This is a genomic window from Allorhizobium paknamense (assembly GCF_030815125.1).
In the GTDB taxonomy this organism is placed as follows: Bacteria; Pseudomonadota; Alphaproteobacteria; order Rhizobiales; family Rhizobiaceae; genus Allorhizobium; species Allorhizobium paknamense.
The window spans coordinates 126,588-145,996 of sequence record NZ_JAUSWH010000004.1; the positions used below are offsets into that span (position 1 = coordinate 126,588).

Below are 19,409 nucleotides of genomic sequence, written 5' to 3' on the forward strand. Positions count from 1 at the left end.
CGTTCAGCCAGGGACTTTTGACTTCATGACGCAATTCGATGTTCTCACGATCGGCAATGCCATCGTCGATATTATTTCCCGCTGCGAAGATGGATTTCTGATCGATAACGAGATCACCAAAGGCGCCATGAACCTGATCGATGCCGAACGCGCCACACGGCTCTACAGCCTTATGGGTCCGGCCATCGAAACCTCCGGCGGCAGTGCCGGCAACACGGCGGCGGGCGTTGCCAATCTCGGCGGACGCGCCGCCTATTTCGGCAAGGTCGCCGCCGACCAGTTGGGCGAAATCTTTGCCCATGACATCCGCGCCCAGGGCGTGCATTTCGAAACACGCCCCGGCGGCGGCGAGCCGCCGACCGCCCGCTCGATGATCTTCGTGACGGAAGATGGCGAACGCTCGATGAACACCTATCTGGGCGCCTGTGTGGAATTCGGCCCGGAGGATGTGGAAGAACAGGTGGTGGCCCAGGCCAAGGTCACCTATTTCGAAGGCTATCTCTGGGATCCGCCGCGCGCCAAGCAGGCCATCCTCGATTGCGCCCGTATTGCGCATGCCAATGGCCGCGAAGTGTCGATGACACTGTCCGATAGTTTCTGTGTTCACCGCTATCGCGACGAATTTCTCGACCTGATGCGATCGGGAACCGTGGATATCGTCTTCGCCAATGAACAGGAAGCGCTTGCCCTCTATGAAACCGAGGATTTCGAGGAGGCGCTGAGCCGGATCGCCCAGGATTGCAAGCTGGCCGCCGTGACCATGAGCGAGAAGGGCGCCGTGATCCTCAAGGGCAGCGAACGTATCCACGTCTCCGCCACCATCATCGACGAGCTTGTGGACACCACCGGTGCCGGCGACCTCTTCGCCGCCGGCTTTCTCTATGGCTATACCCAGAACCGCTCGCTGGAAGATTGCGGCAAGCTCGGCTGCCTTGCCGCCGGAATCGTCATCCAGCAGATCGGTCCCCGCCCCAGCCTATCCCTGAAGAAGGCCGGCGAGGATGCGGGGCTGATCCCGGTTTGATTTGACCAGTCCGGTGAAGGTTTCTTCACCGGACCCCCTTATGCTGCTGCATAATTCCTTAAATCGGAATCGATTTACAGCATGTCGCGCAAAAGTGTGCAGCGGTTTTGCGATAACGACATGCGTTAAAACAAGAATTTAAAGCACGTTGCATGAGGCTGATAAGCCGCAACGTGCTTTAAGGAATTGTGCAGCAGATTTAAAGTGTTACAGCGTCCTTTGTGCGTTTGATAAAACGCACGGCGCTGTAGATCATTTCAGAATAACCAGCAGACCTGCGATAATCAGCAGGATACAGAAAGACAGGATCAGGGTCTTTTCCTGAACCTTGTGCGCCAGATGCACCCCTGCCGGGACACCCAGTAAGCCTCCCACTGCGAGCGTCAGCCCAAGAGCCCAGTGCACATGGCCATAATAGCCATATTGCAGGAGACTGATCATGCATCCCGGCAAAGCCAGCGCCAAACCCAGACCTTGCGCGCGCACCTGACTTTGGCCGTAGAACATCACCAGCAGCGGCACCGCAAGCATGGCGCCACCCACCCCGAACAGGCCGAGCGAGACGCCACCAAGCGCGCCAGGAAGGAAGGCCCAGCGCGCATCCAGATGACCCGCCACCAGCTTTCGATTGCGCGTGACGGCAATGAAGGCGGACAGCATGATCAGAAAGATGCCATAGCCCGTCTTCAGCGTTTCGCTGGACAGAGACAAGGCCCAGAGCGAGGCCAGTGCCGAGGTGACACTGCCGCTGACGGCGAGAATGATGGCAGTGTTCATATCGAAACTGCCCTTCTTGCGATATTTCAGAAGCGCGTAGAGAACATTGGTCACCACCATGACCAGGGCCGTTCCCTGGGCGGCCTTCTGATCGTAGGCAGCAAACAGCACAAGAAGCGGTATCGCAAAGGTTCCGCCACCCGTTCCCAGAAATCCACCCAGAGTTCCCAGAAGCGCACCGAAGGGAACGCCAATCGCAGCCATAAACATGGAGATATTACCTTGAAGCAGAGCATCTCCGGAAACCGCAAGGCGTGGATTGCAGAGATGACGGACAGAACGAAACGGCCTCGCCTCAGACGCCCGGTTGAGGCCGCCTACTGCATAATTCCTTAAAAGCGGAGTCGATTAAGGGGAAAATTATGCAGCAGATTTAAAGTGCTACAGCGCCGTGCGCCATATATGGCGCACGGCGCTGTAGGGCCATCCCAGACGGAATGTCCGACTTTCAAAACTTTCACTGTTTCATGCTTTTAAAAAATCCGCATCACATGGTTGAACTGAACCAATGCGCATCTTGCGGAACCGCCTCTGGATGTGCGGATATTTTATGCAAATGCCCAAGTCAAGGGCAAAATGCATTTAAGGATTGCTATAAAATAAAGTGCAACCTGGAATTTATAAAGGAGATTCCAATTTCGCTGCCGTGGAGATCATCAGTCTCCCGCGGCCATTCGCAACCCCAACGTTACTTGAAAGCCTCGCCGGGATAGGCACCCCAGATCTCGTTCTGCGCCACCCAGCCCTTGACGTCATCCGCCTGACCGTAGCACCAGTTTCCATTGCATTCCTTCAGGTGAATCAGCACGCCGGGCTGCAGCTTGGCGGTGATGCGGGCACTTGTCTGGGCGTCGGCTCGCAGGTTGACATAGATGTTCTCGCCCTTGCCCTTCATCCACGGAGCGGCCAGCGCCGTGCGCTCGCCGGAGAGCAGCGTCTGATTGACCCAGCCTTCCGTGCCATCGGCATCGCGGATGCGCCGCCAGTTTTCATATTCCTGGATGATTTCCACGGGAAGGCCAGAACGGGTATACATCCACGAGGTGGCGTAATCGGTGCTCGGCCCGATGCGCAAATTCACCCGCGCCGCCTTGAGGCTGACGAAGCGCGGCAGCGGCAGGCCGCTGGCGCCCTTTGTAGAGCCTTGAGAAAAAGCGGGCGCTGCGCCTGAAAGCGTGGTGAGCGCCACCACGGCCACCCAAACAACAGATTGCAGGCGCTTCAGCATTCTCTCACCTTGAGCGATCTGCCGAAACGCCCCATCTCTCTGGTTTTCCGCATGTCCACCGGCAAATGGATTGATGTTTCACGCAGACTTGCACTTTTGCAAAAACACCCTGAAAAACAGGCGGTTGTTTGTCCAGACCTGCCTTTTCCGCGCAAGTCCGGACGGAAAACCGTGTTACACTTTTCCTGGACTTGCTCTATGTGAATCATGCGGGAATCATCGCCCGACTTGGTTAACGACATCTTTATAAGGTCTCGAAAGTCGCCATGACGCAACGAAAAAAAACCAAGGTCTATATCACGCGCAAATTGCCGGATGCGGTGGAAACCCGCATGCGCGAACTTTTCGACGCCGAACTGAACATTGATGACACCCCGCGCAGCCGCGAGCAATTGCTGGATGCCGTTGAGCGCTGCGATGTGCTGGTGCCCACCGTGACCGACCGGATCGACGCCGCGCTGATCGAGGCAGCCGGGCCACAATTGAAGCTGATCGCCAGTTTTTCCAATGGCACCGATCACATCGATATCGATGCCGCCGCGCGCCGGGGCATCACCGTCACCAACACCCCGAACGTGCTTTCCGAAGACACCGCCGACATGACCATGGCGCTGATCCTGGCCGTACCCCGTCGTCTGGCCGAGGGATCGCGGGTGCTGACCGACAAGCCCGGTGAATGGGCTGGCTGGTCTCCCACCTGGATGCTCGGTCGCCGCATCTGGGGCAAGCGCATCGGCATTGTCGGCATGGGCCGGATCGGCACAGCGGTGGCGCGGCGCGCCAAGGCTTTCGGCCTTTCCATCCACTACCACAACCGCAAGCGCGTCAGCCCGCAGACCGAGGACGAGTTGGAGGCAACCTATTGGGACAGTCTCGACCAGATGCTGGCGCGGGTGGATATCGTCTCGGTCAATTGCCCCTCGACCCCCGCAACCTTTCATCTGCTCTCGGCGCGCCGTCTGGCGCTGATGCAGCCGACGAGCTACATCGTCAATACCGCCCGTGGCGGCATCATCGATGAACAGGCGCTGATCCAGTATATTCGCGAGGGCAAGATTGCCGGAGCGGGGCTCGACGTGTTTGAAAACGAACCCGCAGTCAATCCCAAGCTGCTGAAACTCGCGGAAGAGGGCAAGGTTGTGCTGTTGCCGCATATGGGCTCGGCCACCATTGAGGGCCGCATCGATATGGGTGACAAGGTCATCATCAATATCCGCACCTATTTCGATGGCCATCGGCCACCGAACCGGGTTTTGCCCGGGCGGAATTGAGAACAGATATCACCGAAATGCTCTACAGCGCCGTGCGCCATATACGGCGCACAAAGGTTCGCTGTCGCGCTTTCCATCTACGCATAATGCCCTAAATCGCCTTGACCATTTCGATGAACGTCGTCCGGTCATAGCCCGGATGGCTCTTATCGGCGGTCTTGGCAAAGCCCCAGGCGGCGAAACGGCGGTGATTGTCCTTAAGCTCAATCCGTGTCTCCAGCCGAAGCCGCGTCACACCGCAGGCCTTGGCCACGCCTTCCGCTGCCGCCAGCATGGCACGGCCCACGCCCTTGCCCTGCAAGGTGGGAAGCACGGCCAGCTTGCCGAGATAAAGCGTCTCTTCGCTTTCCTGGCGGCAGAACAGGCAACCCACGAGCCTGCCCTCATCAAGCGCGATATAGCCGATTTCCTCATGCGCCTTGGCCTTCAACGACTCAGGCGTCAGCTTGAGCGCCGAGGATGGCGGATCGATCAGCGGATGCATGTAGTCGAAGGCATTGAGCACCAGCGCCAGCAACCCGTCCCAATCCGTGAAACTCTCATCGATCTGCCGGATTTCCAATGTCATCCGTTTTACCTCTGTGTGCGGCGGCGATAGCTCACTGTATCGAAACGCGCCGAAAGACCATCATAAAGTAACAGGCGTCCTACTAACGGATTGCCAATGCCGGTGATCAGTTTGATCACCTCCATGGCCATCAGCGTGCCGATCACGCCTGTCAATGCGCCGAGAATACCGGTCTCGGCGCAGGCCGGAATAAGCCCTTGCGGCGGCTTTTCCGGAAAAAGATCGCGGTAGCGCGGATAAAGGCTGCCATCCGGCCCGGCTTCATAGGGCTTCAACACCGTCAACTGCCCCTCGAACCGCCCGACAGCTCCGGTCACCAGCGGCACACGAGCCGTCTCCGCCGCATCGGCAGCGGCATAGCGGGTGTCGAAATTGTCCGAGCCATCGACCAGAAGATCGAAACCGCTGAGATGGCGGGCCGCAAACGTCCCGTCGAAGCGCTCCTCGAAGCGGATCGCCCTGACATGCGGATTGAGCCGCGCCATGGCCTGCGCCGCACTCTCCGTCTTCAGGTGACCGAGTGTTCCGGTATCGTGGATGACCTGCCTTTGCAGATTGGAGAGCGAGACGACATCGTCATCCACCATGCCGATCGTGCCGACACCTGCCGCCGCGAGATAGTGGAGAAGCGGCGCACCGAGCCCGCCCGCACCGATGACCAGCACCCGCGCCGCCTTCAGCTTCTGCTGACCGGCGCCGCCGACTTCCGGCAGCAGGATATGGCGTTGATATCGGGTGATTTCGTCAGGCGTCAGCGGTTCCATGGCCTTTTCTCTCATATCTGCCGCAATCTGTCACGAAAGGAGCTGCCCGTCCCGCACCGTGATATGTTGCGCCCGCTCACCAAGCGCCGAAAACATTGCGCGATCAGTGCCGGTCATGAAGGCCTGCCCGCCGAGCGCGTCGATGCGGTTGAACAGCACCGCCCGGCGCCCCTCATCCAGATGGGCGGCAATCTCATCGAGCAGGAGAATGGGGGCAAAACCGGTCATGGTGGCCACCAGCTCGGCATGAGCAAGCACGATGCCGACCAGCAGCGCCTTCTGTTCACCGGTCGAGCAGCGCTCCGCCTCCATATTCTTTTCCCGATGGCGCACGAGGAGGTCGCTGCGATGCGGCCCCTCCAGCGTCCGGCCAGCCGCCGCATCGCGCCCGCGCCCCTGTTCGAGAAGCGTGCGATAGCGGTCCTCAAGATCGATGGCAGGCGCATCCAGCCCCTCGTCCAGAAAGCCGGAGAGCCGCAGATCGGCTACGGGGAAGTTTTCCGGGTCTTCCCGTTCTGCAATCAGGCCCGAAAGGAGACGCATCATTTCCTGCCGCGCCAGCGCCATGGCAATGCCCAGCGCCGCCATCTGCTCTTCCAGCCCGGAAAGCCAGGAGGGATCGAAGCGCCCCTCGGACAAAAGCCGGTTGCGGCTGCGCATGGCGCGCTCGAAATCGCTGGCGCGCCGCCCGTGCAGCGGATCGATGGAGAGCACCAGCCGGTCGAGAAAACGCCGCCTTTCGGCGGAAGCCCCGGTAAACAGCCCATCCATGGCCGGGGTGAGCCAGAGCAGGCGCAGATGGTCGGTCAGTTCATCGACGGAACGGGCGGCGGCGCCATTGATGCGCAGCCGGCGCACCGCATTTTCTTCCTGCAACTCAGTACCGGTGCCCAGTTCGACATCGCCTTCCATGCCCTCCAGCGCGGCGAAGATGGAAAAGCCGCCCGTAGCTCCAGCACGGGCCACGTCCTGAAGCACCGCCCGCCGCAGGCCACGCCCTGGCGACAGGAACGAAACCGCTTCCATGAGGTTGGTCTTGCCGGAGCCGTTATGGCCGGTGAGCACGACATGCCGCTGGTCAAGCGACAGAGAGGCCGCCGCATAATTGCGGAAGTCGGTGAGCTTCAGCCGGGTGATGAACGTCTTCTCGGTCATTGTGTTGTGGAGCTAGTGGTTTGATTGTGACATTTGCTACCCTGTGCAGCACCCTCGAGAGCAAATGTCACAATCATGAAAACCACTAGCAACCTTATGATTCTATTGGAATTTTCGAATTTGACATTTGATCCTCGAGTTCCCCGCAAATGGGTATCAAATGTCAAATTCATTCCACTAGTGCATGTCGCGCAAAAGTGTGCAGCGGTTTTGCGATAACGACATGCGTTAAAACAAGAGCGTAAAGCACGTTGCATGAGGCTGATAAGCCGCAACGGGCTTTAGGCGGAAATCACGCCTGAGACAAGACGCCGACTGATTTTTTCAGCAAAGAGCGATAGACTGCAAGGCAAGCGGGGAGTGGGAAAGATGGACGACGAACTGACACCGGAAGAGGCCCGTCAGGACCACTGGGACATGCTGCGTTTTCTCGGCGGCAACGCTCTTTTTGGTGCAGCTCTCGGGCTGTTGGTGGCAGGGCTCCTGCTCTGGCTGGATGTCGGCGGCCTCGGCACGCGACTCGACCACAGCGATAGCGGCCTGATCGTCGGCCTGATGCTCGGCCTGCCGCTGGCGCTCACCTTCGCCGCCGCCGTCACGGCCTCGGCTGTCATGCTGATGCCCTATCAGAAGAAAAAAGCGCAGCGGGATTAAAGCGCCGTGCGTTTTATCAAACGCACAAAAGACGCTTTAACACTTTAAATTTTCTGCATAATTTTATCCTTAAATCGATTCCGATTTAAGGAATTATGCAGTAGGAAGTCCGGCGATGCGGCTTGACGCATGGCCTTCGGATTGCCATCTGCGGCATGCGTGACCATGGCAAAAAGGAGAGACCACATGACCGAGCAGGACGATCGTCTTATCCGTCTTGAGGAAACCGTTGCCTATCAGACCAAGACCATTGACGAGCTTTCCGAACAACTGGCCGAGCAGTGGAAGCTGACGGAGCAGATGCGGGTGAAGCTCGACCGGCTGACCGAGCGCTTCCTGATGCTGGAAGAGCAGTCGCGTGACGCCATCCCGGTGACCAAGCCACCGCATTTTTAGAGCGCTTTTCGATCTGACTGGATCAGATCGGCGCTCTAACAGTTTATTTTTGAAGCATAATCTTGTCGATCCTCGTTTCACTCCGGTCGGATTATGCTCTAATCTTGATCCAGAACAGCCTGCTCAAGCGTGCCTTTCGAGAGCAAGTCCTCTGCCCGCCCCGAAAGCGGGCAGCCCTTCTGACGCAAAAAGGCAATGGCATCCCGCGCCACCTCCGGATTGGCCGTGTTGCCGATAAAGCTTCTCAGACTGTCGGAAAATTCCAGCACCACGTTTTCCGTGCCGATACTGCGGCGGTAATCGACGCGGGAGACATGGGTATAGGGCTTCTTGCGGGTGCGGATCACCCGGCATTCGATGTGATCGGGATGAAGCAGCAGAACCGGTCTGATATCGCTGGAGGCGCGGCTCAGCCAGGGCACGCCTTTCCAACCGGAAAAGGCGGCGATCAGCGGCACATGCAGCGCATCGCCACGCATCTCCACCCGATTGGCTTTCGCCGCCCTGAGCCGCGCCCTCAGCACCATCACGAAGCAGAGGACAAACACCAGCATCAGGCCAAGAAAGCCGAGGGTGAGCAAAATGGGCGTGATGTCCGGCATGGCTGCCCTTTAACTATTTGCTTTCACGCATTTCCGGACGGAAAACCGGTTTCCACTTTTCCTGGAAATGCTCTATTTGCTTTCACGCATTTCCGGACGGAAAACCGGTTTCCACTTTTCCTGGAAATGCTCTATTTGCTTTCACGCATTTCCGAACGAAAACCGGCTTCCACTTTTCTGGAAATGCTCTCTATTTTACTTTGCCGCCACACGCTCCAGCCATGCCCGATAGGCAGGGCTGGCATCCGCTGGCAGAGAGAAGCGGTGCGCCTCGAATTCCTCCTGCATGCCGAAGATTTTCCAGACCAGTGGCTGAAGCTGCCGTTCGGGACTATCCGGCCCCTCGGCATCGCGCAGCAATTGCAAGGTCCGCTCTCGATACTCCATCAGAACATCGGAGCGATAATCATAAGCCTTGGCGAGGCTTGAAAGATACATCAGCTTTGGCGTGGCAACCGAAGGCCAATGCAGCGCCATGTTCAGCGGCCAGTCCAGCATGGTGCGCTCTCCCCAAAGCGCCGAGCGCGGCACCCGCTCATTGGCGGCAAAGGTCAGGGTGAGAGACTGGCCAAGCTCCGCCAGATAAACCGCCATGGCTTCTGCGGAAGGCCGGTGATAGAAAAGATCCAGCGGCACGTCCCGGCCACGCCCGATCCGGGAGAGGACGGCTTGCTCCAGTTTCAGCACAAGTGCGCCGAGCGCGCCATCATCCGCCTCGCCCCGCTCCGTGGCCTGTGCCGTGCGGGTGGTGCAATCCCACAGCGTCAGCGCCAGATGCCAGCGCCGGGCCTTGCCCTCGCCGCTGCTTCCAAGCATGCCCGTCACCACATGCGTCATGGCAGACGGCAGGCCGTCGAACAGATCTTCACCGGTGATTTCGCGGGTCGACACCACGGGGCCACCGCCTTCGACAAGGCTGATGAAGCAATGGCCTGCATAATCGCTCCAGTAATGCACGGCTTCAGCCAGATAGAGCGGAATGGCGCGGGTCAGGCGGCCACCATCGTCCTCGCGCTGCACCTCGGAGCGTTCAGCGCCCTCCTCCGTCTTCGACCAGGCGACGAAGCCCACTTGCGGCGCGGCTTCCGGCTTTTGAGCAAAAAGCCAATCAGCCTTGCACAGGCTGTACTGCCAGATGGGCTGGGTGAGTGCGAGAGTGCTGAACTGCACCTCTTCCGGCGCCATCGGCGTCGCCTTGGCCGCCTGTTGCCCAAGGCGCAGAAAGGCCTGTGCGAAACCGTCGAGATGCTGCCTGAGCGGCGCAAAGCCCAGCGCATACAGGCGCGCCAGCAGCGCCTCGCCCTCGACCACCCGGCCAAGCTCTTGATAGGCTCTGAGCAGGTTGAGCCCCGCCATGGGATCATGACGATGCTCATCATAAACGGGTGCGACAAGGTCGGCGATCAACGCGATTTGACCATGATTGCCAAGGTCGCCGGAGATCATCATCAGTGCGCGGCTATCGAAGCTGCCACTCGCCAGCACCTGCTGATAGAGCGCACGTGCTGCCTCGACGTTGCCGTGCTCGAGGTGATGGCGGGCCAGCCAAAGCTGCGCCCTCCAGCTGCCGGGCAGCGCTGCCACGGCGTTCAGCGCGTCGAGATAACCCGCCTCGCCCCACTTCTCCTGTTGCAGGCTCACCCACCACAGCATGCCATTGTCCTGGTTCGGATCCAGTTCTATACCACGCCAAAGGATAGTCTCGGCCTCGACCTGATCGCCGCGCTCGGCGAAGACCTTGGCGAGATTGGTGAGCAGCGTTCCGGTTTCGCCGACCTTTTCAATGCCGCTGCGCAGCGTCTTTTCGGCGGCATCCAGCTGGCCGGTCTGCAACAGTACAATGCCATGCATGACATGGCCGCGCTCGGCATCCGCATCGATCTCCACCAGACGCGCCGAGGCGGCGTTGAGATCGGCGGCAAAGCCATCCCTCAACCCGGTGAGAATGGCGTCATAGAGGTCGTCAGGCTTGTCCCACTTCTCCTCAAGGCTGGGCAGAAACACCTTCTCCCGCCAGTCACTGCGGGCAATCCGCATCTCCCGCCCATAGGCGTCATAGGCAACGATCATCTCCTCCTGCCCGGCAGGCGGTTCCTGGCTGTCATTTTGGCCGGGGGATGATGCGGCAGGCGGCTTGCCTTTCTGGCCGGCAAGCGCCGACAGGAAGCGTTTGAACATGGGCATGGACCTCTGTGATGGGGGCAGCACGGGTCAGGATCGCGCAAACGATCCTATGGAACTGGAATCAATCTTTCACAGAAAGACCGATGCAATCCAAGCCTTTGTTCACGGCGGCAATCGCAAACTGCCAACGTGCTGCCGGTCGTGTCCGATCCGGCAGCGGCTGGCTTACTCCCACTCGATCGTGCCGGGCGGCTTCGAGGTCACGTCATAGACGACGCGGTTGATGCCGCGCACCTCGTTGATGATGCGGGTGGCGGTGCGGCCCAGGAAGTTCATGTCATAGGGATAGAAATCCGCCGTCATGCCGTCCACCGAGGTGACGGCGCGCAGCGCGCAGACGAAATCATAGGTGCGGTAATCGCCCATGACGCCAACGGTCTGCACCGGCAGCAGCACGGCAAAGGCTTGCCAGATGGTATCGTAAAGCCCGGCCTTGCGGATTTCATCGAGATAGATCGCATCCGCCTTGCGCAGGATATCCAGCTTTTCGCGGGTCACGGCACCCGGGCAGCGAATGGCAAGCCCCGGACCCGGGAAGGGATGGCGGCCAATGAAGCTGTCCGGCAGGCCAAGTTCGCGGCCCAGTGCCCGCACTTCATCCTTGAAGAGTTCCCGCAGCGGCTCGACGAGCTGCATGTTCATGCGCTCGGGCAGGCCGCCGACATTGTGGTGGCTCTTGATGGTGACGGAAGGACCGCCGGAGAAGGAGACGCTTTCGATCACGTCCGGATAGAGCGTGCCCTGCGCCAGGAATTTCGGCGCGCCCTTGCCATCGGCGGCGATCTTGGCGGCTTCCGCCTCGAACACTTCGATGAACAGGCGGCCAATCGTTTTGCGTTTGACTTCCGGGTCGGTCACACCGGCCAGCTCCGTCAGGAACAGGTCGGAGGCATCCACATGGATCAGCGGAATATGGTAATGGTCGCGGAACATGCCGACGACCTGCTCGCTCTCGCCCATGCGCATCAAGCCGTGATCGACGTAGATGCAGGTGAGCTGATCGCCGATCGCTTCATGGATCAGAACGGCGGCAACAGAGGAGTCCACGCCGCCGGAAAGGCCGCAGATAACCCGTTCCGTGCCCACCTGTTCCTTGATCTTGCGGATCATTTCGGCCCGGTAGGCGGCCATGGTCCAGTCGGATTTCAACCCGACGATCTTGTGCACGAAATTGGAAAGAAGCTTTGCGCCATCCGGCGTATGCACCACTTCCGGGTGGAACATGGTGGTATAGTAGCGGCGCTTTTCATCGACGGCGATGGCAAAGGGGGCGTTTTCCGAGGTTGCGATGACCTCGAAGCCCTCCGGCAGTCTGGTGACGCGGTCACCATGGCTCATCCATACCGGATACCGCTTGCCGACTTCCCAGAAGCCTTCGAACAGCGGGCTTGCCGTCCTGATCTCCACATCGGCGCGGCCGAATTCCGCCGCATGACCGCCTTCCACCACGCCGCCAAGCTGGGTGCAGAGGGTTTGCTGGCCATAGCAGATGCCGAGGACGGGGATGCCCGCCTCAAACACCTCCTGCGGCGCGCGCGGGCTGCCGTCATCGGTCACGGAGGCCGGACCGCCGGAAAAGATCACGCCCTTCGGCTGAAGCTTCAGAAAAGCCTCACGCGCGCTCTGGAACGGATGGATTTCGCAATAGACCCCGGCCTCGCGAATGCGGCGCGCAATCAGCTGCGTCACCTGGCTGCCGAAATCGATGATGAGGATGCTGTCGGGATGCGCTATCTGGGTCATGGCGAGCCTTTAAATAAAAGCGATGCGTCTGGCAATCACCCAATTGCCGGAATCGTCAAAAAGCCTGACCTTCGCGTTTCCCTTGGTCAGAACCAGAAAACGCCATTGCCCATGGCGGCAAACAGCGCATCCACCGATGCAGCCAGCTTGCGGTCCACCACATGCAGATATTCCGTCCAGTCGTCGATATGGTTGACATCGGATTTGCCGTCGGAAATGCCGCGCAGGCCGATCAGCGGCAGATTGTAAGCCTGGCAGGCGCGCAGCACCGCCCAGCTTTCCATGTCCACCATATCCGCCTCGATGGCGTCATAGGCCGCGCCCGAAACCACATTGGCGCCGGTGGAAAGGCTGGCGGCGGCAATGCCGGGAATACGCAGCGGCAGGTCCACCACCGGCGGCAGGTCAAGAAACGGCGTTTGCCCCTTGGGGAAACCAAAGGCGGAGGCATCCATGTCGCGATAGGCAATGGAGGACACCTGATAGACTTCGGCCTGCTCCAGGCGGCGCGATCCCGCCGAACCGAGCGAAACGACAAGATCGGGCAGGCTCTGCGCGGCGTCCAGCGATGAGAGCGCCCGGGTCGTCACCACGGCGGCCTCCACGGGCCCCACGCCCGTCATCAGCGGCTGGATGCGGCTGCGCAACAGCGCGCCATATTCCGCCTCGGCAGCCATGACGAAAAGGATGGATTTGCCGGAAACCGATTTCAGTTCAAATGTCATTCGCGAATATCCTGTCGTCCGCGAATGACCATCAGCGTGCTGGTCATCGAGGCGATCAATTTGGCGGGTCCGTCGCCTATAGCATAGCCGCGGCCATCGGCAACAATGATGGTGGAGCCGGGCTTGGTGATTTCACCGCGAAACAGAAAGCGTTCGCCGCGCCCCGGCGACATCATGTTCACCTTGAACTCGATGGTGAGCAGCGAGGCGTCCGGCTCCAGCACCGTGTAGGCCGCATAGCTGCACGCCGTATCGAGCGCGGCGGAAATGACGCCCGCATGCAGGAAGCCGTGCTGCTGGGTGAGCTTCTGGTGAAAGGGCAGTTCGATCTCCACCAGCTTGTGGCTGATGCGCGTCAATTCCGCGCCCAGCATCTCCATGGCTCCCTGGCGGGCAAAACTTGCGCGAATTCGCTCTTCCACTGTCCTGTTCTCAGCCTTGATTTTTTGCGAGCGAAAATTGCCATGCGTCAGGGCAGGGAGCAAGATGTTGCGCCGCAAAAAGCCGCAAGCTCGGGCGTGATCGCCGTCAATTCAGGAGAAACAGCGAGAGATTGAGCAGGCTGGCAAAGGAGACCCAGGCCGCATAGGGCCAGAACAGCACGGACGCCAGGCGGTCCATCGGCCAGGCCTTGACGATGAACCCGAGGATCAGCGCCAGCAGCGGCACGATCACGACCAGCCCGAAACCGGGGCTGTGCAGACCAAAAAAGGCAGGCGTCCACAACAGGTTCAGCACCATCTGCGCCAGCCACAGCGCCATCGGCGTGGAGCGCGGTTTCAGCAGCCATATCCGGGCGCCGGCAATGCCGATCATCACATAAAGCGCGGTCCAGACGGGACCGAAGATCCAGGCAGGCGGATTGAAGGAGGGTTTTTGCAGCGACTGGTACCATTCGCCCGGCAGGTTCAATAGCCCCATCAACGAGCCGAGGCCCACGACGACAAGGATGAAAACGGCATAGGGAACAGCACGACGCATGGGATACCTCATTTATCAGCAATTAGAGCGTTTCTGCTCTACGTCTGATCAACGCAAACGGATGATGTGCTGATCCCAGTTCACATCCTGTTTTTTTCCGGCGAAATCACCGCGATAGGACGAGACGGCAAAACCATGGGCAGCAGCGGCAATGCCTGCGGCATCCGCGACGGGATGATGGGAAAGCACCCTGCCGCTTGCCGCCTCGATCGTCACAGCCATGCCGCCATTCGGTGAGGTGACACCAACGAGGCCGTCCATGCGGTTGACGGCAATCGCCCCGACGTAATTGGCAAGCCCCTCGGTCACCGCAGGCGGCAGATCGATGAAGCGAACCGCCTCCCCCCTGGAAAAATGCCCGACCAAGGGCGGCAGATCGGTGCGCGGCCCCTCATACTGGCAGGCAAACCAGATGCGGCCCTTCGCATCCAGATCGACATGCCGTGTCGAAAGCTGCCGGAGATTGGCGGGCATGTCATGCTTTTCAAGAAGCGCTCCGGTTTTGGCGTCCGCCAGCACCAGAGAGGGCTGCATATGATCGAGATTGAGCTTGGTCCGGCCAAAATCCGGATGGGTCTCGATACCGCCATTGGCGATGATCAGCAGGCTGCCGTCATCGCTGACGCTCATGTCATGGGTGCCAATCCCATGGGCGGAAAATTCTCCGAGGCGACGAAAGCCGTCCAGGGCGTCATAAAGGCCGATCACACCGCGATTGCCGTCGAAATCGTTCTCGCTGGCATAAAGCAGCCTGCCATCCGGGGAGAAATGGCCATGTCCGTAAAAATGCCGGTTCTCCGGAGCGGAAAACACCACCGGCTCCGTCTTGCCCTTCAGATCCAGCGCCAGCGCAAAGGTGCCGGGGCGGCGGGCAAAGGCCACCACCTGGCCGGTGACGGGACTGGCGGCCAGCCCATGGGCGCGTCCGGGAAGCTCGGCTGTCGTCACCACCTCGCCTGCCTCGCTCAAAATGGCAAGGCCGAAATCGCCGTTGCGGTCGCGGAAGGCAGAGGCATAGACGGCATCGGTCCGGACCAGCGCTTCCGCCGCGCGTGGTGCAAGCCCGGCCAGAAAGACGGCTCCCGCCGCTTTCAGAAACTGCCGCCGGTCGATCAGGCCGCTGCTTCCCTGCCCTGGCGTGCCCATCGGTCAATCCCCGTCGGCGAAGGAAAAACCGGCCGTGAGCCCGACGGCCCCGCCAACGCCATCGCTCAAGGCGGTGATCATGTCGCGGCTCTGAGCCAGCAATTGATCGAGACTTGCCCTGGCGGCGGGATCGGTGGTCGCCTTTTCCGGGTCCTGCGGCAGACCTGCCAGCAGCGTATCCAGCGCTGCCGACATCTGGTTGACCTTTTCCACCGCCGCCCGCTTGTCCTCAGGCATCAGGTCCTTCACTCCGGCCCCGTTCAACAGGTCGTGAAGGCCCTGGAGATTGGCGCGCATGGAGGCAAAGGTCAGGCCGGAGCGCCAGTAAATCGCCTGTTTCGGCGCGATGCGGCCATTGCCGCCCTTGTAGAAGGTCTCGATCCGCTCGTCCCGCAGCGTCTCCGCACCATGAACCAGAATGCCGAGCAGCCCGGTCACGGCTTCCGGCCCATCGCGGAAGACGTCGTTTTGCGGACCGGGCTCGGTCCAGGCCTTGCCAATGCCGTCCGGCTGATCCCAGAGGCTTGCCAGTTCGCCCGTCATCGCAGCGACATTGCCGGCGATGGCCGTGGCATAGAGACAGCGAAATTGCCCCTCCGGCGTCGCCAACTGCTCCGCGCCCGTGCCATAGAGCACGTAATCCAGCGCGCCGAGACCCTGGATCGCCACGGATTTCTGCCGCAGGGCCTCGGACCGGGTAAAGCTCTCATCCTTGGAGGCGATCGCCCCCTGGATCTGCTTGAGCGCCAGCCCCTTGCGGTCGGGATAGAAGAGAATGTGCTCGAAGCGGTTTTCCTCGATCACCGGCCCGGTGCGGACGATTTCGATGCGCGACCAGGCCAGAACCGCCGCGCGATAGTCCTGACGCGCCGCCTCCAGCCCTTCCGGCGAGGGGCTGGCGCAGCTCTGTTTCAACCTTGCCGCCAACGCCTCGGCCTTGTCATGGGCTTCGTGATAGCCGGGGCGGATGAAGCCATCCACCACCCGGGTCATGACCGCCGGCACCGCATCCAGCTGCAGACCGGCGGCATGATGCGGCTCAGCATCCTCAGCAAAGGCGATGGCGGGCAGAACGGCCAGCGCGGCGATCAGGGATAAAAACGCTTTCATCAGAGCGACTCCAGAAAGGTGACAAGAGCCCGGCGATCGTCGGGCGTCATGCTACGAAAGGCTTCACGGGCTTCCTCCGCCTCGCCGCCGTGCCAGAGGATGGCTTCGTCGAGGCTGCGGGCGCGGCCGTCATGCAGATAGAATGCATGGCCGTTAACCGTGCGGGCAAGACCGATACCCCAAAGCGGCGGCGTGCGCCATTGCCGCCCGCTGGCCAGCCCCACCTGCTGACCATCGGCCAGATCCTCGCCCATGTCATGCAGCAGAAAATCCGAATAGGGCCAGATCAGTTGAAAGGCAAAGGCAGGGTTGGCGGCATCGCTGCGGGTCACGAATTTCGGATGGTGGCAGGTGGCGCAGCCCGCGCCGTAAAAGGCTGCCTTGCCCTTGAGCACGGCGGGATCATCCACCGTGCGGCGCTTGGGTGGCGCAAGGCTTTCGGCGTAAAGCGTCATCAGATCGAGCACCGGCGGCGGCGCTTCGGTGGCGCCAAGGCGGGCCTGAACACCATTCGGCAGCGCAAGGCAGGCTTTTTCCGCTGCCGTGCAATCGCCGGCATGGCGCAGATCGTCCGGCGAGGAAATGCCGATATCGCCAGCAAGAGCACTGGCGCTCTGGTCCCGTACCGAGCCATTTTCCGCCTTCCAGCCGAAGCGGCCCAACACCTTCTGGCCGCTCAGATGATCCAGCACGAAGGCGGGCGTGCCCTTGATCCCCTTGCCGTCGCTCGCCTGCTGCCCGGCGAGTGCCAGAATATCGGCCTCGGCAATCGCCTCGATCAGGCCCATGCCGATCATAGGATTGGCAATACGCGGCGAAAGCGTCGTGTCCGGGCCAAGCGGCCCATAGGCGAGATCGGTAACGGCATAATGCGGGCGGCGCAGCACCACCGTCTCGCCGCCGGAAAGCGTCACGGGCACATCGTCATAGGTGACGGCGACCTGCCCTTCCGCCGCAAGACCCGGCACGGCATGGTCCTGCAATTGCCGGCCATAGGTGTCGTCAGGCATGTTGAGACGCTTGAGCGCGGCGATCTCCGCCTGCTCTTGCCGGTCCCGCGCGGGACGCGCCAGCCGCAGGAACATCGAGGTGGCATCTCCCGCCTCGGTCGGCGGACGGCCGCGACCGCCATTCTGATGGCAACTCTCGCAGGAGCGGGCGTTGAACAGCGGTCCCAGCCCGTCACTGGCCTGGGTGGAAGACGGCGCGGACACCCAGAGCTTTTCGAAAAGCGCCTTGCCCAGCACGAAACGATGCTGATCCTCAAGGCTGAGGCTTGGAAGTGCATGGCGAAACACGCTGTGATCGACGCGCCCCACAAAGGTCGCGGAGCCCGCGCTCATCGCCTCGAAGGGTTCGGCACGGGAAAAATCGCTGGCGGGGCGGGTCACGGTATCCACGCGCGCGCGCTCCCCGGCGGTCAGATCCGGACGCTGAATGCCCTTCGGCTCTTCAGCCGAAGCGGCAAAGGCCAGACCCAGCGCAAGCAACAAGGCCGCAGAAGCGGCCTTGGGAGTTTCCAGGAAAGCCCATGGCACAAGCCGGGGGAAAGCAGAGTCCCAGGCCTGACGGCGAAAGGAGAGACGCTGCTTTGCGACCCGGATCATGAGCATGCGGCCTTACTTCTTGAAGACGGCGTTCGGGTTGTCGAGGCTGTCGGAGCCTTCGAGCTTGACCTCGCCGAGATCGAGCGCTGCGATGACGCGCTGGATGGATTTGGTCTGGTCGATCAAGCCGTCAATGGCGGCCTGCACCGTGGCATTGCCTTCCTTGTTGCCCTCGGCAATCATCTGGTCATAGGCTTCCACGGTCTTGCCGCGCTTGACCATGGCCCTCATGGCCTTGTCGGTCACGGCGAGCTTTTCCTTCATTTCCTTGTCCAGCGCCTTGTCCTTGGCCGCCACGAGCTGCGACAGCGACGGGCCGGACAGCTTCGTGCCATCAACGCGGGTATATTGGCCGATATAGGCGGACCGGATGCCGACAGCATCGTAATAATGGGAATTGTAGGTGTTGTCGGAGAAGCAATCATGCTCTTCTTCCGGATCATGCAGCAGCAGGCCGAGCTTCATGCGCTCGCCCGCCAGTTCGCCGTAGGAGAGCGAGCCCATGCCGGTGAGAATGGCGGTGATCCCGGCCTTCGGATCGTCGAGCAGGGTCTTGGTCGCTTCGCCTTCCGGCGTCCAGGCATCGACCATTTCCTGAAGATCCTTGACCAGCAGGGTGGAGGCGGATTTCAGATATTCGGCGCGGCGGTCGCAATGGCCGCCCGTGCAGTTCTTGGTGTCGTAATCGGTATAGGGGCGATTGCCCGCACCCGGGCCGGTGCCGTTCAGATCCTGGCCCCAGAGCAGGAATTCGATAGCGTGATAGCCGGTCGCGACATTGGCTTCGACGCCGCCCGCCTCATGCAGCTTTTCCAGGAATTCCGGCGTCAGATGGCTTGCATCCACCTCTTCGCCATTGATCTTGATCTTGGTATTGGCGATCACATTGGCGGTGTAGAGCGCATTGGTATCGCTTTCGGTGCCGTAGGAGGCATCGACGTAATCGATCAGGCCCTCATCCAGCGGCCAGGAATTCACCTTGCCCTCCCAGTCGTCGACGATCTTGTTGCCGAAGCGATAGACTTCCGACTGCTGATAGGGCACGCGCGCCTTGATCCAGGCGGTGCGGGCCGCACGCAGCGTCTTCTTGCTCGGCGTGGCGATCAAGGCGTCAATCGCCTTGTCCAGCGCCTTGGCGGTGATGAGGGAATCCTCATACTTGGCTTCGGCCAGCGCCGCATATTGCTTCAGAACCGCCTTTTCATCCGGGGCGGCAAGGGCTGGAACCGCAAGCCCCAGCGAGGCAACCACAAGCGCCAGACCGGCGCCAATCGAGGATATGCGCGACATGCTCTCTCCTTTGGCGCCGAAACGCGCCTCTTCCATCCGAGCCGCCCGTTCAACAGACATCACGGCTCCGTCATGGCGGAGTGATGGCGCAAAAACAAACTTGTGTCAAACAATCATGAATATTTGCAGATACTCATCTTTTGATTGTATAGGCTGACGCCCAGCCGGGCTTTACTACCTTTTG

At 60.6% G+C, this 19,409-nt stretch carries 19 protein-coding genes; 4 read left to right on the forward strand and 15 right to left on the reverse strand.

The window, feature by feature from the left end:
- Positions 1-25: 25 nt before the first annotated feature.
- On the forward strand, positions 26-1,024 hold the full coding sequence (locus QO005_RS08260; RefSeq protein WP_307157523.1) for an adenosine kinase: 999 nt from the start codon (positions 26-28) through the stop codon (positions 1,022-1,024).
- Between the two features lie 252 nt (positions 1,025-1,276).
- Here QO005_RS08260 and QO005_RS08265 read toward each other — a convergent pair whose 3' ends face one another.
- Together QO005_RS08265 and QO005_RS08270 are read right to left on the reverse strand one after the other, a co-directional pair.
- A complete protein-coding gene (locus tag QO005_RS08265) occupies positions 1,277-2,011 on the reverse strand; it encodes a sulfite exporter TauE/SafE family protein (RefSeq protein WP_307157524.1) in 735 nt (244 codons plus the stop codon).
- Positions 2,012-2,489: 478 nt separating this feature from the next.
- Positions 2,490-3,029 carry an SH3 domain-containing protein gene (locus QO005_RS08270; protein WP_307157525.1) on the reverse strand — a complete coding sequence of 180 codons (540 nt, stop codon included), beginning with the start codon at positions 3,027-3,029 and terminating at the stop codon, positions 2,490-2,492.
- Positions 3,030-3,295: 266 nt separating this feature from the next.
- Between QO005_RS08270 and QO005_RS08275 the strand changes: the two genes are divergently transcribed.
- Complete coding sequence (locus QO005_RS08275; protein ID WP_307157526.1) at positions 3,296-4,300, forward strand: 2-hydroxyacid dehydrogenase; 1,005 nt, start codon at positions 3,296-3,298, stop codon at positions 4,298-4,300.
- 91 nt (positions 4,301-4,391) lie between these two features.
- On the opposite strand, the gene QO005_RS08280 is transcribed toward QO005_RS08275, so the two are convergent.
- Genes QO005_RS08280 through recF form a run of 3 tightly spaced genes read right to left on the reverse strand, consistent with a single transcriptional unit; the run spans position 4,392 to position 6,787 of the window.
- Positions 4,392-4,868, reverse strand: a complete 477-nt coding sequence (locus QO005_RS08280; protein WP_370878025.1) for a GNAT family N-acetyltransferase — start codon at positions 4,866-4,868, stop codon at positions 4,392-4,394.
- Between the two features lie 5 nt (positions 4,869-4,873).
- Positions 4,874-5,632: a molybdopterin-synthase adenylyltransferase MoeB gene (locus QO005_RS08285; RefSeq protein WP_307157527.1), complete on the reverse strand. Its 759-nt coding sequence runs from the start codon at positions 5,630-5,632 to the stop codon at positions 4,874-4,876.
- Positions 5,633-5,662: 30 nt separating this feature from the next.
- On the reverse strand, positions 5,663-6,787 hold the full coding sequence (gene recF / locus QO005_RS08290) for a DNA replication/repair protein RecF (protein ID WP_307157528.1): 1,125 nt from the start codon (positions 6,785-6,787) through the stop codon (positions 5,663-5,665).
- Positions 6,788-7,156: 369 nt separating this feature from the next.
- Here recF and QO005_RS08295 point away from each other — a divergent pair, with 369 nt between their 5' ends.
- Both QO005_RS08295 and QO005_RS08300 read left to right on the forward strand, forming a co-directional pair.
- Entirely contained in the window at positions 7,157-7,441 is a 285-nt protein-coding gene (locus tag QO005_RS08295) for a hypothetical protein (RefSeq protein ID WP_307157529.1), read from the forward strand.
- A gap of 186 nt (positions 7,442-7,627) precedes the next feature.
- Positions 7,628-7,837, forward strand: coding sequence for a SlyX family protein (locus QO005_RS08300; protein WP_307157530.1), 210 nt, complete (start codon positions 7,628-7,630; stop codon positions 7,835-7,837).
- A 98-nt stretch (positions 7,838-7,935) separates the two neighbouring features.
- On the opposite strand, the gene QO005_RS08305 is transcribed toward QO005_RS08300, so the two are convergent.
- The 10 genes from QO005_RS08305 to QO005_RS08350 form a co-directional block, all read right to left on the reverse strand.
- Positions 7,936-8,439: a hypothetical protein gene (locus tag QO005_RS08305; protein ID WP_307157531.1), complete on the reverse strand. Its 504-nt coding sequence runs from the start codon at positions 8,437-8,439 to the stop codon at positions 7,936-7,938.
- A 195-nt stretch (positions 8,440-8,634) separates the two neighbouring features.
- Complete coding sequence (locus QO005_RS08310; RefSeq protein WP_307157532.1) at positions 8,635-10,623, reverse strand: tetratricopeptide repeat protein; 1,989 nt, start codon at positions 10,621-10,623, stop codon at positions 8,635-8,637.
- Positions 10,624-10,788: 165 nt separating this feature from the next.
- Positions 10,789-12,366 (reverse strand): glutamine-hydrolyzing GMP synthase, encoded by a 1,578-nt coding sequence (guaA, locus tag QO005_RS08315; protein WP_307157533.1) that lies wholly within the window; start codon positions 12,364-12,366, stop codon positions 10,789-10,791.
- A gap of 86 nt (positions 12,367-12,452) precedes the next feature.
- On the reverse strand, positions 12,453-13,091 hold the full coding sequence (locus QO005_RS08320) for a 5'-methylthioadenosine/S-adenosylhomocysteine nucleosidase (RefSeq protein WP_307157534.1): 639 nt from the start codon (positions 13,089-13,091) through the stop codon (positions 12,453-12,455).
- Positions 13,088-13,564 (reverse strand): PaaI family thioesterase, encoded by a 477-nt coding sequence (locus tag QO005_RS08325; protein WP_370878034.1) that lies wholly within the window; start codon positions 13,562-13,564, stop codon positions 13,088-13,090. The genes QO005_RS08320 and QO005_RS08325 overlap by 4 nt, the downstream gene beginning before the upstream one ends.
- 55 nt (positions 13,565-13,619) lie before the next feature.
- Complete coding sequence (locus tag QO005_RS08330; protein WP_307157535.1) at positions 13,620-14,072, reverse strand: TspO/MBR family protein; 453 nt, start codon at positions 14,070-14,072, stop codon at positions 13,620-13,622.
- A 48-nt stretch (positions 14,073-14,120) separates the two neighbouring features.
- Positions 14,121-15,218 carry a DUF1513 domain-containing protein gene (locus tag QO005_RS08335; protein ID WP_307157536.1) on the reverse strand — a complete coding sequence of 366 codons (1,098 nt, stop codon included), beginning with the start codon at positions 15,216-15,218 and terminating at the stop codon, positions 14,121-14,123.
- 3 nt (positions 15,219-15,221) lie between these two features.
- Positions 15,222-16,328 carry an imelysin family protein gene (locus tag QO005_RS08340; protein ID WP_307157537.1) on the reverse strand — a complete coding sequence of 369 codons (1,107 nt, stop codon included), beginning with the start codon at positions 16,326-16,328 and terminating at the stop codon, positions 15,222-15,224.
- Positions 16,328-17,935 carry a di-heme oxidoreductase family protein gene (locus tag QO005_RS08345; protein WP_307157538.1) on the reverse strand — a complete coding sequence of 536 codons (1,608 nt, stop codon included), beginning with the start codon at positions 17,933-17,935 and terminating at the stop codon, positions 16,328-16,330. Before QO005_RS08345 ends, QO005_RS08340 begins: the two co-directional genes overlap by 1 nt.
- 12 nt (positions 17,936-17,947) lie before the next feature.
- The gene (locus QO005_RS08350) at positions 17,948-19,225 is read right to left on the reverse strand and encodes an imelysin family protein (protein ID WP_307157747.1); all 1,278 of its coding nucleotides are present in this window, start codon (positions 19,223-19,225) and stop codon (positions 17,948-17,950) included.
- Positions 19,226-19,409 lie beyond the last annotated feature (184 nt).

Bases quoted from the DNA above. Each gene is read 5' to 3' on its own strand.
- QO005_RS08260 (WP_307157523.1), top strand. From the start codon at position 26: ATGACGCAATTCGATGTTCTCACGATCGGCAATGCCATCGTCGATATT.
- QO005_RS08265 (WP_307157524.1), bottom strand. From the start codon at position 2,011: ATGTTTATGGCTGCGATTGGCGTTCCCTTCGGTGCGCTTCTGGGAACT.
- QO005_RS08270 (WP_307157525.1), bottom strand. From the start codon at position 3,029: ATGCTGAAGCGCCTGCAATCTGTTGTTTGGGTGGCCGTGGTGGCGCTC.
- QO005_RS08275 (WP_307157526.1), top strand. From the start codon at position 3,296: ATGACGCAACGAAAAAAAACCAAGGTCTATATCACGCGCAAATTGCCG.
- QO005_RS08280 (WP_370878025.1), bottom strand. From the start codon at position 4,868: ATGACATTGGAAATCCGGCAGATCGATGAGAGTTTCACGGATTGGGAC.
- QO005_RS08285 (WP_307157527.1), bottom strand. From the start codon at position 5,632: ATGGAACCGCTGACGCCTGACGAAATCACCCGATATCAACGCCATATC.
- recF (WP_307157528.1), bottom strand. From the start codon at position 6,787: ATGACCGAGAAGACGTTCATCACCCGGCTGAAGCTCACCGACTTCCGC.
- QO005_RS08295 (WP_307157529.1), top strand. From the start codon at position 7,157: ATGGACGACGAACTGACACCGGAAGAGGCCCGTCAGGACCACTGGGAC.
- QO005_RS08300 (WP_307157530.1), top strand. From the start codon at position 7,628: ATGACCGAGCAGGACGATCGTCTTATCCGTCTTGAGGAAACCGTTGCC.
- QO005_RS08305 (WP_307157531.1), bottom strand. From the start codon at position 8,439: ATGCCGGACATCACGCCCATTTTGCTCACCCTCGGCTTTCTTGGCCTG.
- QO005_RS08310 (WP_307157532.1), bottom strand. From the start codon at position 10,623: ATGCCCATGTTCAAACGCTTCCTGTCGGCGCTTGCCGGCCAGAAAGGC.
- guaA (WP_307157533.1), bottom strand. From the start codon at position 12,366: ATGACCCAGATAGCGCATCCCGACAGCATCCTCATCATCGATTTCGGC.
- QO005_RS08320 (WP_307157534.1), bottom strand. From the start codon at position 13,091: ATGACATTTGAACTGAAATCGGTTTCCGGCAAATCCATCCTTTTCGTC.
- QO005_RS08330 (WP_307157535.1), bottom strand. From the start codon at position 14,072: ATGCGTCGTGCTGTTCCCTATGCCGTTTTCATCCTTGTCGTCGTGGGC.
- QO005_RS08335 (WP_307157536.1), bottom strand. From the start codon at position 15,218: ATGGGCACGCCAGGGCAGGGAAGCAGCGGCCTGATCGACCGGCGGCAG.
- QO005_RS08340 (WP_307157537.1), bottom strand. From the start codon at position 16,328: ATGAAAGCGTTTTTATCCCTGATCGCCGCGCTGGCCGTTCTGCCCGCC.
- QO005_RS08345 (WP_307157538.1), bottom strand. From the start codon at position 17,935: ATGATCCGGGTCGCAAAGCAGCGTCTCTCCTTTCGCCGTCAGGCCTGG.
- QO005_RS08350 (WP_307157747.1), bottom strand. From the start codon at position 19,225: ATGTCGCGCATATCCTCGATTGGCGCCGGTCTGGCGCTTGTGGTTGCC.